Raw genomic sequence first — 13,295 nt, forward strand, 5'->3', positions numbered from 1 at the left:
GCTTGAGTTGTTCCTAGGGAAGTATGCCTTGACATCCGACCTGTTCTTCTTCTTGAATCTCGGAAATCCGGACTGTTTCCTGAAAAACTTCCTGAAAGCCTTCTCCCCATTCATGATGCTCTGCTTCACAGCTTTGCTGCTGACCTCTTTGATCCACAGGTATTCCGGATTCTCTGGCAGGAATTCATTGTTCAGCCATTTCGAGAAATCCATTCCGGACAGGAAGTTTTTCTCTGCTTTGTAGATCTCTTTGTTTTCCGCAATGTAGAAATTGTAGATGAACCTGCAGACACCGATGGTTCTGTTTATTTTATGTTTCTGCTTCTCAGTCGGATGTATTTCCGTCTTGTAACTTTTCAGCACCCTGATCATCACCTTTATGCACTATTTTCCTTGAATTTCTTTAAGAAAATTATAGCACATATGTTCGTTTATGGCAATTGAATATGAAACATATATTATTGTATCGAATGGAAAAAGCAGGATGAGCCTGAGTCTGATCGTATGGAGTGAACCTATGCGAAAAGCTCGTTCCTATTATCATTGCACTAAAGCTGGACTATCATAGCAGAAACATGTAAGAACTCAGGGAGTCCATGAGTCATGGGCATATACCTTCACTTTTGTACATGATTGTACATATTTTTAAGAATCATTAACTACTCCTTTTCTTTTGTGCTGATCTTGTACCTATTTTATAGAATGAATGCAGTGAGCATAAGCTTCTCTCTGAATGAAATCCATGGTGAAAATCACGCAAAAAAAATAAGCTTACAAAAATATGATGGTGATCACTCGTTAGATAGGTGACACCATTATGAATCTCACATATTTATAAACATAATAGTAATATAATATATTGTAAATACAAAGTAAAACACCATATGATGGAGTATACAGGAGTAATGCAAAAGAATGCCATCTGAGAAGAGGTGAAAAGTCCCATTCTTAGAATTACGGGCAGATGGTCCGAAATGGTTCCATATACTCCTGACTCATGGGAAACAATCAGGGAAGTCATTGAAGACTTTTCCATCGTAATAAATGATAACGTTTTTAGGATAATCAGCACATTGTTTGTGAAAATATGATAATATAACAGGTAATAATCGAGAAAATAAATCATCGGGGAAGTCTTTGAGGCTTTCCTTCTTTTTATATATGAACAAAATGTAAATTAACGAAAAGAATGCAATAAAATGAGTTTCTGGACAGTTATCCAGATAGGAGGACAAAGAGATGATGCTGTTTACATTCATTCTCAGTGTGAACGAACTACCGAAAACTGAATATAAGCCCATAGCCATTGATGAGAGGCTTTTTGTCCGAATCGGAAAAGGAGACAATACTGCACTGGACGAATTATACCATCTTACGGAAAGGACCCTGTATGCGTTCACCGTATCTTTGACCCGGGACCATGACATGGCCCTTGAAATCATGCAGGAGACCTATCTCAAAATCCTTTCTGCAGCACATCTCTATAAACCCATGGGGAAACCCCTGGCGTGGATGTTCACCATCACGAAGAATCTGTACTACTCCGAGGTGAAGAAAAGAGGGCGATATGATGTGCTGGATCCCATGGAGCTCAGCAATGACAGAAGGTTCTCCTATGTCACCGATGCGGAGGACCGCCTGGTGCTGGAAGGGGTTCTCATGAAACTCACAGAAGAGGAGAGGGAGATCATCATGCTCTATGCCGTATCGGGCATGAAGCACCGTGAAATCGCGGAGAACCTTGATATGAAGCTCTCCACACTGCTGTCGAAATACCATAGAGGCCTGAAGAAACTGAAAGACTATCTGGAAGAAAAGGAGGGAAGGTCATGAACGAAAAGAATATCAACGAAAGAATAAAAAGTATCGTGGATGATGCACCCATTGACCTTCTGGATCAGATCAAGGAAAAACCTGTTGCCAGAATGATGAGACATGACGAGATCACCAGTCAGAAGAAGCCGAAGACCCTTGTGGAGAAACTGATTCCACTGGCAGCGGCGGCCATTCTTCTGGTGATGTTTGGCACCTGGCAGCACCAGTATCTGGCGGCAGATACTGAAATCTATATGGATATCAATCCGAGCATTGAGATTGTCACAAACAGAAAGAGTCAGGTCATCGACATCAAAGCCGGAAACATGGAAGGGGAGGATCTCATTGAGAATCTCTCTTATAAAGGAAAGGATTATCTGGAAGTGACAGGAGAGCTTCTGGATGAGCTGATTCTTAGTGGGTACCTGGGAGAGGCCAGAGAGCTTCTGCTTCTTTCTGTCTACAATGAAGATATGGAGAAGGAAACCAGTCAGCTAAGTGAACTGGATACCTATATCCATGACTACCTGAGAGAAAGAGGAATCGACCCCGTGGTGCTGGGACAGAAGATCGAAAAGACCAATACCATTGAAGACTATGCAAGAGATTATGGCATTTCCTTAAGCAAGATGACTTTCATCAGAAATCTCATGATTCTCCATCCGGAGCTTCAGGTGGAAGAGCTCACGCAGATGTCCATCAGAGACCTGATTAAGCTCAGCAGAAACCTGGGCATTGACCTGGAAGGTATCATTGAAAGTCAGGACTGGGAGAAGATCGACGAAGAAGTCATTCCGGAAATGGATGATGATATTGACGATCAGGATGATGACGATGAAGATGATGAGATGGAACCTGCAAGGACCAGACTGACTCTGGAAGAGGCGAGAAGGATTGCCTTGGGCAGAGTGAACGGAACGATCCTGGAGGAAGATGCTGATGATGACAGCTATGAATTTGAAATCACAAAGGATAACATGAAATATGAGATCGAAGTCCATGCTTACACAGGAAACATCGTGGACTTTGATGCGGAAGATCTGGACGAAAATAATGATGACGAAGATGAAGATGACAGAGATGGCGATGACGAAGAAGACGAAGAAGATGAAGACGATAAAGATGAAGAGGATGATGACTAAAAATAATTCTCGAAGGATGCAATAAAATCATCATCCCGGAAGTTAACAGTATATAGAATAAAGGAGGAATTCTCGATGACAATGAAACTATTAAGAAGAATCTGGTTTATCCCCGTAGTACTTCTGCTGGGTGTGGTAGTGCTCTATATGTATATGATACAGCCGTCTTTCCGCATGACCATGGATGTGAACCCCAGTATTGAAGTGGTGACCAACAGACTGGAAAGTGTAATCGAAGTGAATGCGAAAAATGAGGATGCGGCTAAGATGCTGGACGGGTATGTGATCAAGGATGATTCACTGGAAGGCACTGTAGGCGATCTGGTGGATCGTATGATCTTTGAAGGGTTCATAGACGGTGGACAGGATAATATGGTCATGATCAGTGTGAGCGATGAGGATGCGGATGCTGAAATCGTCGGGAAAATCAATCGTGCCATCCAGGCCTATCTGGAGAACAGAAAGATTGAGGCGACCATCCTTAGTACAAGCCTGGATATTGTGGATGAGGATCTGACAGGAAAAGAAAAAGCAGCGAGAAAACTGAGTGAACTGGGTGCTTCACTCAGCGAGGAAGAGCTTTCCCGGATGACCCTTAAGGAATTGTTCGAGTACAGCAGAGCACAGAATATATCACAGGAGGAGCTTTTTCATATTGTGAGCGGATATCATTATGAGGATGATCTTACAGAAACAGGTATGCTGACACCAGATGAAGTGCGCATCATCGCACTGGAGAAGGTACCTGGAGAAATCATCAAGCTTGAACGTGATGATGACGAATACGAAGTGAAAATACTCAGTGGTGGCATCAAATATGAACTGGAAATCCATGCCTTCTCAGGAACCGTTACAGAAATAGACCGTGATGATGACACAGAGGATGATGAGAAGGAACATACAGGAGTAAGGCTCACCCTGGAAGAAGCCAGAAAGATCGCCCTTAGCAGAGTCAATGGAACTATAGTGGAAGAAGATGCTGATGATGACAGCTACGATTTCGAAATCAGGCTGGATAACAGAAAGCATGAGATCGAAGTGAATGCCTACACAGGGGCCATCGAAGAATACGAAGTGGAAGACCTGGATGATGATTATGATCGAGATGACCAGGATGATGACGACGACAAGGTAGAAGCACCGGACAGAACCAGGCTTACAATGGAAGAAGCCAGAAAGATTGCTCTTGGCAAGGTCAATGGAACTGTAGTGGAAGAAGACGCTGATGATGACAGTTATGATTTTGAAATCAGACTGAATGGTAGAGAATACGATATAGAGATCAATGCCTACACAGGGGCCATCGAAGAGTATGAAGTGCAAGATCTGGATGACGATGATGACCAGGATGATGATGACGACAAGGTAGAAGCACCGGACAGAACCAGGCTTACAATGGAAGAAGCTAGAAAGATCGCCCTTGGCAGAGTCAATGGAACCATCGTGGAAGAAGACGCTGATGACGACAGCTATGAATTTGAAATCACAAGGGACAACATGAAATATGAGATCAAAGTCCACGCCTACACTGGAAAAATCGTGGACTTTGATGTGGAAGATCTGGACGACGATAATGATAACGACGACGATGAAGACTAGAATATAGCCTGATTCAATCAGAAAAAGACAGATGAAAATCTGTCTTTTTCTATGCACTTCTATTGTAGATGATAATAGTGCAATCGCATATCGGAAGAGATGGAGTCAGTTCATATACCTCTTCAGAAGTGTCTCAAGCAGATTATTCAGCCTTTCAGTCTGAATTCCTTCTACGGGAGCATCGGTGATCTCATATTTCTCTTTCAGAAGAAGAATCCGCCTGACACTCTTATAGATCCGTTCTTCTGGGATTTCACCGCTAACGTCTGCGTCTAAAAGTGCAGTGAGCACATCTCGAACTTTTTCGTAGCCACCGGCAATCATTACGATATCACTGCCGGCCTTTAGGGAAAGAACAGCCGCTTCATCCAGGCCGTAATTGGCATCGATGGCTTTCATCATCAGATCATCTGTGATGACGACTCCTTTGTACTGAAGTTCTGTTCTCAGCATCTATGAATCAGTCCCATTGATCAGGGAATCTCTGCTTTTTGAGAGGAGGGAAGTTTTTGTTGTATTTCTCCACTTCCTTCTGAGGAAGATCTTCAAAGACCTCAGAATAGGTATACTTTCCCTTGATTTCACTGAAGCTGTTTTCAGACAGTTCGATGCCCACGAAGGCATCAAAGTTTTTTCCGTCTGCTGTGGTGATGCTGAAATGGTCGCAGGTTTTAAAGCCCAATCGAGGATAGTAATCCGGCTCTCCGAAAATGATGATACCCTTGTAGCCCATTTCTTTTGCATGTTCCATGGTCTCTTTGAAAAGCAGTTCTCCGATGCCGCATCCCTGCCAGGAAGGTTCGACGCATAGCGGACCGAAGGTGAGGACGTCATGGAGGGTATCTCCATCTGTCACTTGCGCTCTGGAATAGAAGATGGCGCCTAGAATTTCACCGTCCTTCACCGCGATTCTGCTGAGCTCGGGTAGATAATCCCCATGGGTTCTCAGCTTATGGACCAGATAATGCTCATCACAGCCCGGCTGGTGCTTGTTCCAGAAGGCTCTCTGGGTCATGGTTTCCACTGCATGATGGTCTTCCATCCGTTCGGCTCTGATTTCGATCTCCTCTAAGGTCACCTTCTCTCTTTTTCTGGGAAACCAGCCCATTTCCATACGGACTTCCTTCTTCTGCATGTCATCATAGCTGTAGGCGCAGGTATCAAGGCCAATGAGGGTGAAGCCCTCCTGATGATAGAAGTCTAGAGCGTCCACGTTGCAGGACTGGGTTTCAAGGATGATGCATCTCCGTCTTTCTTTTCTTGCCTGCTCTTTTGCAATCTCCATCAATGCATGACCGATCCCTTTTCTTCTGTAGTCTTCTCTGACCCAGATTTCCGTTATGCGGAGCCTGTTGGACCAGAGTTCGGGATCTGTTTCAATAGCAGCAATGAGTTCATCTTCCATGACGATTCCCCATGCGAAGGCATGCTCATAGTATTTGGCATAGAGCTGATCGGGAAAATCATCTTCTTCTGGGGAATGGGTAAGAGGCTCTGACAGCTTCTTTCTGGTAAGCTGGATGCTGTAGCCACTGGTGCTTTTTTCAAGTTTTACGTCATAGAATTCTTCTGTGGTGTAACCCATGGGCAAAGTGGTGTCTTTCCAGTTTTCTTTGGGCAGATGGATGATTTCGTAGTCCATGAATTTCTCCTTATAATTGTACTTTTTTTCAGCATACGCATATTTTCAGGATATTGCAAGAGTAAAAGATATATTTAATATAGTGAAATGAGGACAGATGATCAGGGATATCAGTCATAGAAAAAGGATCAGGGAGAGTGAGATGGATGGAAGGGTTACAAATACAAAAGGAATCCCGAGGGATTCCTTGAAGCTGTCACATAAAGACGATTGAATGTAGTATCAATACATTGGGTCATTCAGTTTGATTGAGAAAAATTGAACCTTTCTCTCAAAACCCTAAAGCATCGGCTATGTGATCTGGGTCCGGACTGCCAGTCGTATCCACATCAGCTGTAAAGATAAAAGGTCATGAGGATCAAAGTGATTACAGCGCTGCTCAGAGAAAACCACTTTGTGAATTTGATGACTCCTGGTTTTACTGTAAGTTGCTCTTCCTCATGAAGGAAGGACTTCTTTTTCATCACATCCTCCGGATAGACAAAGCTGTAGAGCAGCATAATGATGAAAGGGATTGTAATCACGGTGAGAATGATCTTTTCAAATATCACTTATTTTTTCCTCCTTCTTCCATGGACTGCCTCTCTACGGTGAATTTCTGTCTGTAGAAGTTATTCGGCTCACCATCATCGTTTCTTTCAGGACGCATATGATCGTAGTTGTCCTCAAAACCCTCATACTCCACTTCATTTATCAGGGTAATGCCCATTTCACTGAATTCGAAGGGCTTGAAAGGCTCCCATCTTATGGGACTTATGATCTTATGGGCATTCAGTGCTGTGTCGAAAACCGATTCCGGCTGTGTGAGTGCCAGGGCCATGAGGATCATGTAGTTGCTGTAGGAGTCTACATAGAAGTCGGTGTCTCGCGCATCCACTGAGAATGAAACTGCTTGCACAATGCCGGTTTTCAGATTATAGGTGAAATTCGGTGCATTTCTCAGATGACTTGGCAGATAATACTTTCTGAAATCGTAGTCGGAATCCCACGCGGAGGAGCTTTTCAGCGTATACTCACCAAGGTCAATGTCATAGGCTTCCCTGTAGTGGTTGAAGTTCTCCACGAACTCTTCCACGGTGAGATCTCCTCTGTTTGGCGGACTATAGTAGAAAACGGACAGAAGAAAGTTCATGCCGATAACGAGAATCAGAGCCAGAAATGCCAGAAGGTTTCTATGATACCGGTAGTCTTTTATTCGATAGGCGATATCCTCATCCCAGGGTTGAATCTGACCGTTTTCACATCGGATTCTGCTTATGGACAAGGTGATCAGGGTAATGGGCAGGATACCGAAGGCGAATCCCTTTGAAAGAACGCCCCAGGTTCTCTGGAAGGATTCCTCCAGCGTAAGCCTTTTGTGATCTTCTTTCTCCAAAGTGATGCCGTAGATGAATTTCCCGGGTGTGGTCCGAAAAAGAGCAAGAAAGACCGGTTCCAGTATGAGGGTGAGAAATAGTGCCATTCCCCACAGAATTAATCGTTCCGTATTGGATGGATCCAGTACATTCTGATGGAGAAGAAAGGTCCGGATAAAGTTCCAGAGGAGGCCATAGAGAAATAGATCAATGATTCTTGCTGCAAAACGGATCCTTGGATCAAACACCATCGGAAGCTCATCCTGTACCTTGAAATAGCTTCCTACCTTATCTTTTGAAATGGTCTCGATCTGTTTCAGGTATTTCTCTGCATTCAGTTCACTGTAATGGGGCGTTTCCTTATAGATGGTTCTGCAGAGATCTTCTGCGTAGGAGATGTCCTCCTCTTCCTTCTTCAGTTGCCCGATCTGTTTCGATAGGGTGTCTCGAAGGCTGTCGCTTCCATTCATCAGGGAACGGATTTCATCCAGCGGAAGATGAAGGCTGCGCAGAAGCTTGATTCTCTGTAATGTAATAAGGTCTTCCTCCCCGTATTCTCTGTATCCATTCTCAGTCCGGTGTGGAAGCAGAAGTTTTTCCTTTTCATAATAATAAATGGTTGCCCGGTCAATGCCGGACTTCATTTCAATCTCTTTGATCTTCATATATGCATATCCTTTCGCTGCTTTTGACTTCATTCTAGACTATCAAGTTCCTTCATAGTCAACTTTTTATAAGAAATTCAGTGAAATAACCCTGTATTTTCTTGAATCCGGCTTTAAACCTGCGCAGAATGTATTAGAAATACATATATTCAGGGATCAAGATCTAAAATGCAGCATCTCTTCTATTATAATATAAAATATAGTCATTTAATATTTGAAGTAGATTTGTCATGTTGATTCTCTGATTTTCACTTATGATGAAATCAGAGAATCAAGGGTTAGAGTAACAAAGAAAGAGTATAGGAATCTGGAGGGAAAGAGAATGAGAAAATTGTCAATAGGTATTCTGATGATCGGACTGTTTCTTTTTACAGGCTGCAGTGCTTCATCCGAACCTCTACCAGAAACGCCAAACACCATGCAACCAGCCATCTTTGTGGAAGGGGAGCTCTATTACACTACAGGAATGGAAATGCCCATTGAACCTGCAGAAGAAGCCATTAAGAAAATCACAGGTGTTACGGACCATAGAGAACTGCCGAAGAAGGATGGGGAAATCAACTTTCCTATAGAGGATGCTGTTTATGCAAGAATCAGTGATGGGAATGAGTATGTGGTGGTACTCATTGAGAGTGAATGGGTGAGATTTGAGAAGAGAGAAGAATAGAAAGACTTCACCCCCTTCATTTTTCGATAATACAGAAGAGTTTAAGGTCATCTTATAGATGAAGTGAATGACTACAATAAATTGATAAAGGAAATAAAGATATAGTGTGGACGAAACATGAGCGCTGGAAATCCGCCAGATGCTCATGTATTTTCAATGCTCAGATACAGGACAATTCCGATGCAGAGGGAACAGAGAAGCTATTGGACCAGCCATGAGTCGCTCGGGTCAATGCTTTTAAGAATTGTTTAAGTTTGCTGAATTATTAACTCAATTCAAGAATTATTGACAAAGTATTAATAAAGGAATAATATTAATGTTAATACAATAGCTATAACTCAATACTTTTGAAGAAGTGGAATTGAAAGGAGGAGCTTGATGTGCTTCGTTATGTAGTAAAGCGTGTAGGGCTTGCAGGGCTGACAGTCCTTATTATTACAGCCATCACATTTTTCACCATGAATGCAATCCCGGGAGGACCCTTTGATGCGGAGAAAGCGCCTAGTCCTGCTGTAAAGGCTGTTCTGGAAGCAAGATTCAATCTGGATAAGCCAATCGGGCAGCAGTATGTGCTCTATTTAGGCAATATTCTGGAGGGCGACTTCGGCGTTTCTCTTAAGACCGGAAGAGACATCATGCTCACCATTACAGAGTCCTTCTCCACATCAGCGAAGCTCGGTGGAATGGCTGTGGTGGTCGCACTGTTTTTCGGTGTAACTTTAGGCAGCATAGCTGCTCTGAACAGAAATAAGCTGCCGGATCGTATTATTATTTTCTTTTCCACCCTTGCTACGGCGGTGCCAAGCTTTGTACTGGCGACGATTCTGCTTCTTGTGTTCTCCATCCAGCTAGGATGGATTCAGGTATGGAATGCGGAATCCACGAATTATATTCTTCCGGTGATTTCACTGTCTCTTTATCCCATGGCCTATATAACAAGGCTCACCAAAAGCAGCATGCTCGATGCTCTGGGGCAGGACTATGTGAGAACAGCGAAAGCCAAAGGCGTTGTGGGATGGAAAATCATCTTCAAGCATGCACTGAGAAATGCGCTGATTCCAATCATCACCTACGTGGGTCCTATGACAGCTTATATTCTTACAGGAAGTCTTGTGGTGGAAACAGTATTCACCATCGGTGGACTGGGCTCCAAATTCGTAAGTGGAATCACAAACAGAGATTATCCCATGATCATGGCCACAACAATCTTTCTGGCCACGCTCATGGTCATGGCCAATCTGATCAGCGACCTGATCTATAAACTTGTGGATCCGAGAATCAGTTTTGATTAAAGGAGGGAGAAAATGATGCAGAACACAGAGAAACAGCCGATGAAAAAACCGTTCAGCATGCAGCTTGATCCCAACATGTTTGAATTGGCTACAGAAGAAGAAAAGAGACAACAGGAGGTCATGGGGGAATCCACGACTTTTCTGAGGGATGGAGTGAAGAAGCTACTGAAGAATCCACTGGCGGTGTTCAGTCTTGTGGTCATTGCAATCATACTGATCACAATCGTCGTTGCACCGATGGTGGTGCCCTATAAGTATTCTGAAATCATATCAGTAAATGGAATGAGAGACCGCGGAGCCAAAAACCTCGGACCTTTCGAGTATTCGGAACTGGAACAGGAATTCATCGATAATGGTGGGGAAGTCTTTCCTCATATCTTCGGAACGGATGCCCTTTCCAGAGACTATTTCATCCGTGTGGTATACGGCACGAGAGTATCCCTTGGAGTAGGTCTTTTTGCCAGTCTCATCGTCCTTGTCATCGGGCTGCTTTACGGCAGTATTTCCGGATATGTGGGCGGTCGGGCGGACCTCATCATGATGAGAATTGTGGATATCATCTATTCTCTTCCGGACATGCTGATCATCATCTTACTGTCCGTGGTTCTTGACCAGGTGCTTTCCGATGTGGGCGGTCCCCTGGTGAATCGGCTCGGCAGCAATATGATCAGTATATTCCTTGTTTTCGGGCTGCTGTACTGGGTAAGTATGGCAAGACTTGTAAGAGGACAGATCCTCTCCATCAAGAAGAATGACTATGTTCTCGCAGCCAAAGCTGTGGGAGCGAAAGCACCTAGAATTATTCTGAAACACATCCTTCCCAACAGCATCAGTGTGATCATCATCTCCACTGCACTCCAGATACCAGCGGCGATCTTCACCGAAAGCTTTCTGAGTTTCGTTGGGTTAGGGGTTCAGGCACCCATGCCGTCCTTAGGCAGTCTTGCCAATGCGGCAAGAGAAGGACTTCAGAGCTATCCCTATAAACTGCTGTTTCCTGCTGCCATCATCAGTCTGATCGTACTCTCCCTGAATCTTCTGGGAGACGGCATGCGAGATGCCTTCGATCCGAAATTAAGGAAGTGATACTATGAGCGAATATCTACTTGAGGTTAAAGATCTGCATACATCCTTTTTTACAGATGCCGGAGAAGTGCAGGCGGTGAACGGCGTATCGTTCAATCTTGAGAAAGGAAAGATTCTGGGCATCGTTGGGGAGTCCGGTTCTGGCAAAAGTGTCACAGCCTACTCCATCATGAGTATCCTTGCGGATACGGGAAAGGTGACCAAAGGGCAGATTTTATACAATGGTGAGGACGTACTGAAATACAGTAAGAAGCAGATCCATAATTTCAGAGGAAAGAATGTCAGTATCATCTTTCAGGACCCCATGACCAGCCTGAATCCGGTGTTTACCATCGGCAACCAGCTGGAGGAAGCTATTCTTCTCCATACAGACCGTAATCAGAAGGAAGCCAGAGAACATGCTGTGGAGATGTTGGAGCTTGTAGGGGTCAATGAACCACGAAAGAGAGTGAAGCAGTATCCCTTTGAGCTTTCAGGGGGAATGAGACAGAGAGTCATGATTGCCATGGCGCTGGCCTGCGAACCGGATATCCTGATTGCGGATGAACCGACCACGGCTTTGGATGTGACAATCCAGGCTCAGATTCTGGAACTGATGCAGGAGCTTCAGGGAAGACTGGGTATGTCGATCATTCTTGTAACTCATGATTTAGGGGTTATTGCCGAGATGTGCGACGAAATCATCGTCATGTACGGCGGACGCGTATGCGAACGGGGTACGGCAGATGATATCTTCTATAACCCATCCCATGAATACACCAAGGGTCTTCTGAACTCCATACCGAACATCACGAGAATCAAGGAGAGGCTGAAGCCCATAGCGGGATCGCCGATCAATATCATCAACATGCCGCCCGGATGCGCTTTTGCCAGCCGATGCGACAGTGCCATGAAAGTATGCCTTACAACTGTGCCGGAAGAGCTGACTTTAAGCGAAACCCATAAGGCGTCCTGCTGGCTCAATGTGAAGAAGATGGCCGAAAATAGCCGGAAGGAGGAGGACCATGGCGGCGGAATATCTGGTTGAAGTTCAGAACCTGAAACAGTATTTTCCCATCAGAATGGGCTTGTTCAAGACCGTACCACTGAAAGCGGTGGATGATGTATCCTTCAAGATCAAACCGGGTGAAACTCTGGGCCTTGTGGGCGAAAGCGGCTGCGGAAAAACCACCGTGGGACGCTCCATCATCAGGTTGTATGAGCCTACAGACGGAACGGTGCTCTTTGATGGAGAACTGGTCAGTAAAGAGAATATCCAGTCCATGAGAAGGAACATGCAAATGGTCTTTCAGGATCCCTATTCTTCTCTGAATCCTAGAATGACCGTGGAAGACATCATCGGAGAGCCCTTTGATGTGCATAATCTCTGCAAGACGAAAAAGGAAAGAAGAGAAAGAATATTATCGCTCATGGAGCTGGTCGGACTCAATGCGGAGCATGCCGCAAGGTATGCCCATGAATTCTCAGGCGGACAGAGACAGCGTATCGGAATTGCCAGAGCCCTGGCAGTGGATCCGAAGTTCATCGTATGCGATGAACCGGTATCAGCTCTGGATGTTTCCATTCAGGCGCAGGTGCTCAATATGTTTGAAGACCTTCAGAAAAAACTGGGGGTGGCGTATCTCTTCATTGCCCATGATCTGCTTGTAGTACACCATCTGGCAGACAGAATTGCGGTGATGTATCTTGGAAAGATTGTGGAAATTGCGGATGCGGATGAACTGAATGATCATCCCATTCATCCCTATACGCTCTCGCTTCTTTCGGCGGTACCTATACCAGATCCGAAAATCAGCAGAGAGAAAAAGAGAATCATACTGGAAGGAGATGTACCAAGTCCGCTGAACATGCCAAGTGGATGTTCCTTCAGAACAAGATGCCGCTATGCTACGGAAGAATGTGCGGCAAAGGTTCCTCCATTGACGGATCGTGGAGCTGGCCATTTTGTGGCCTGCTGGAATAAATAGGATAGAATGCTACTGTGATTCTCACATTTTCTGGCAGAAAAGGGGTCAAGATCATCTGACAGGAA

The 13,295-nt window shown here is 44.5% G+C and carries 13 protein-coding genes; 8 read left to right on the forward strand and 5 right to left on the reverse strand.

The features are described 5' to 3' along the window. Positions 1–372: helix-turn-helix domain-containing protein (locus tag ACHAL6_RS10135; protein ID WP_395270614.1), on the reverse strand; the 372-nt coding region annotated here is incomplete at its 3' end. Between the two features lie 867 nt (positions 373–1,239). Between ACHAL6_RS10135 and ACHAL6_RS10140 the strand changes: the two genes are divergently transcribed. From ACHAL6_RS10140 to ACHAL6_RS10150, 3 genes are all read left to right on the forward strand, one after another. Beyond that, entirely contained in the window at positions 1,240–1,833 is a 594-nt protein-coding gene (locus ACHAL6_RS10140; protein ID WP_395270555.1) for an RNA polymerase sigma factor, read from the forward strand. Next, the gene (locus ACHAL6_RS10145; protein WP_395270556.1) at positions 1,830–2,957 is read left to right on the forward strand and encodes a PepSY domain-containing protein; all 1,128 of its coding nucleotides are present in this window, start codon (positions 1,830–1,832) and stop codon (positions 2,955–2,957) included. Before ACHAL6_RS10140 ends, ACHAL6_RS10145 begins: the two co-directional genes overlap by 4 nt. A 75-nt stretch (positions 2,958–3,032) precedes the next feature. Beyond that, positions 3,033–4,556, forward strand: a complete 1,524-nt coding sequence (locus tag ACHAL6_RS10150) for a PepSY domain-containing protein (RefSeq protein WP_395270557.1) — start codon at positions 3,033–3,035, stop codon at positions 4,554–4,556. Between the two features lie 105 nt (positions 4,557–4,661). On the opposite strand, the gene ACHAL6_RS10155 is transcribed toward ACHAL6_RS10150, so the two are convergent. The 4 genes from ACHAL6_RS10155 to ACHAL6_RS10170 all read right to left on the reverse strand — a co-directional run bounded on the left by ACHAL6_RS10155 (position 4,662) and on the right by ACHAL6_RS10170 (position 8,218). Beyond that, positions 4,662–5,009 carry a glycoside hydrolase family 3 N-terminal domain-containing protein gene (locus tag ACHAL6_RS10155; protein ID WP_395270558.1) on the reverse strand — a complete coding sequence of 116 codons (348 nt, stop codon included), beginning with the start codon at positions 5,007–5,009 and terminating at the stop codon, positions 4,662–4,664. A 7-nt stretch (positions 5,010–5,016) separates the two neighbouring features. After that, a complete protein-coding gene (locus tag ACHAL6_RS10160) occupies positions 5,017–6,198 on the reverse strand; it encodes a GNAT family N-acetyltransferase (RefSeq protein WP_395270559.1) in 1,182 nt (393 codons plus the stop codon). 329 nt (positions 6,199–6,527) lie between these two features. Beyond that, positions 6,528–6,749: a hypothetical protein gene (locus tag ACHAL6_RS10165; protein ID WP_395270560.1), complete on the reverse strand. Its 222-nt coding sequence runs from the start codon at positions 6,747–6,749 to the stop codon at positions 6,528–6,530. After that, positions 6,746–8,218, reverse strand: a complete 1,473-nt coding sequence (locus ACHAL6_RS10170) for a MerR family transcriptional regulator (RefSeq protein ID WP_395270561.1) — start codon at positions 8,216–8,218, stop codon at positions 6,746–6,748. The genes ACHAL6_RS10165 and ACHAL6_RS10170 overlap by 4 nt, the downstream gene beginning before the upstream one ends. Before the next feature lie 322 nt (positions 8,219–8,540). On the opposite strand from ACHAL6_RS10170, the gene ACHAL6_RS10175 reads away from it, so the two are divergent. The 5 genes from ACHAL6_RS10175 (at position 8,541) to ACHAL6_RS10195 (ending at position 13,230) form a co-directional block, all read left to right on the forward strand. Then, entirely contained in the window at positions 8,541–8,885 is a 345-nt protein-coding gene (locus ACHAL6_RS10175) for a hypothetical protein (protein WP_395270562.1), read from the forward strand. A gap of 380 nt (positions 8,886–9,265) precedes the next feature. Next, positions 9,266–10,177, forward strand: coding sequence for an ABC transporter permease (locus tag ACHAL6_RS10180; RefSeq protein WP_395270563.1), 912 nt, complete (start codon positions 9,266–9,268; stop codon positions 10,175–10,177). Positions 10,178–10,189: 12 nt separating this feature from the next. Continuing rightward, entirely contained in the window at positions 10,190–11,263 is a 1,074-nt protein-coding gene (locus ACHAL6_RS10185; protein WP_395270564.1) for an ABC transporter permease, read from the forward strand. Positions 11,264–11,267: 4 nt separating this feature from the next. Then, on the forward strand, positions 11,268–12,290 hold the full coding sequence (locus tag ACHAL6_RS10190; protein WP_395270565.1) for an ABC transporter ATP-binding protein: 1,023 nt from the start codon (positions 11,268–11,270) through the stop codon (positions 12,288–12,290). Next, on the forward strand, positions 12,268–13,230 hold the full coding sequence (locus ACHAL6_RS10195) for an ABC transporter ATP-binding protein (RefSeq protein ID WP_395270566.1): 963 nt from the start codon (positions 12,268–12,270) through the stop codon (positions 13,228–13,230). Before ACHAL6_RS10190 ends, ACHAL6_RS10195 begins: the two co-directional genes overlap by 23 nt. Positions 13,231–13,295 lie beyond the last annotated feature (65 nt).

This window comes from Proteiniclasticum sp. C24MP (assembly GCF_043951855.1).
In the GTDB taxonomy this organism is placed as follows: domain Bacteria; phylum Bacillota; class Clostridia; order Clostridiales; family Clostridiaceae; genus Proteiniclasticum.

Bases quoted from the DNA above. Each gene is read 5' to 3' on its own strand.
- ACHAL6_RS10140 (WP_395270555.1), top strand. From the start codon at position 1,240: ATGATGCTGTTTACATTCATTCTCAGTGTGAACGAACTACCGAAAACT.
- ACHAL6_RS10145 (WP_395270556.1), top strand. From the start codon at position 1,830: ATGAACGAAAAGAATATCAACGAAAGAATAAAAAGTATCGTGGATGAT.
- ACHAL6_RS10150 (WP_395270557.1), top strand. From the start codon at position 3,033: ATGACAATGAAACTATTAAGAAGAATCTGGTTTATCCCCGTAGTACTT.
- ACHAL6_RS10155 (WP_395270558.1), bottom strand. From the start codon at position 5,009: ATGCTGAGAACAGAACTTCAGTACAAAGGAGTCGTCATCACAGATGAT.
- ACHAL6_RS10160 (WP_395270559.1), bottom strand. From the start codon at position 6,198: ATGGACTACGAAATCATCCATCTGCCCAAAGAAAACTGGAAAGACACC.
- ACHAL6_RS10170 (WP_395270561.1), bottom strand. From the start codon at position 8,218: ATGAAGATCAAAGAGATTGAAATGAAGTCCGGCATTGACCGGGCAACC.
- ACHAL6_RS10175 (WP_395270562.1), top strand. From the start codon at position 8,541: ATGAGAAAATTGTCAATAGGTATTCTGATGATCGGACTGTTTCTTTTT.
- ACHAL6_RS10185 (WP_395270564.1), top strand. From the start codon at position 10,190: ATGATGCAGAACACAGAGAAACAGCCGATGAAAAAACCGTTCAGCATG.
- ACHAL6_RS10190 (WP_395270565.1), top strand. From the start codon at position 11,268: ATGAGCGAATATCTACTTGAGGTTAAAGATCTGCATACATCCTTTTTT.
- ACHAL6_RS10195 (WP_395270566.1), top strand. From the start codon at position 12,268: ATGGCGGCGGAATATCTGGTTGAAGTTCAGAACCTGAAACAGTATTTT.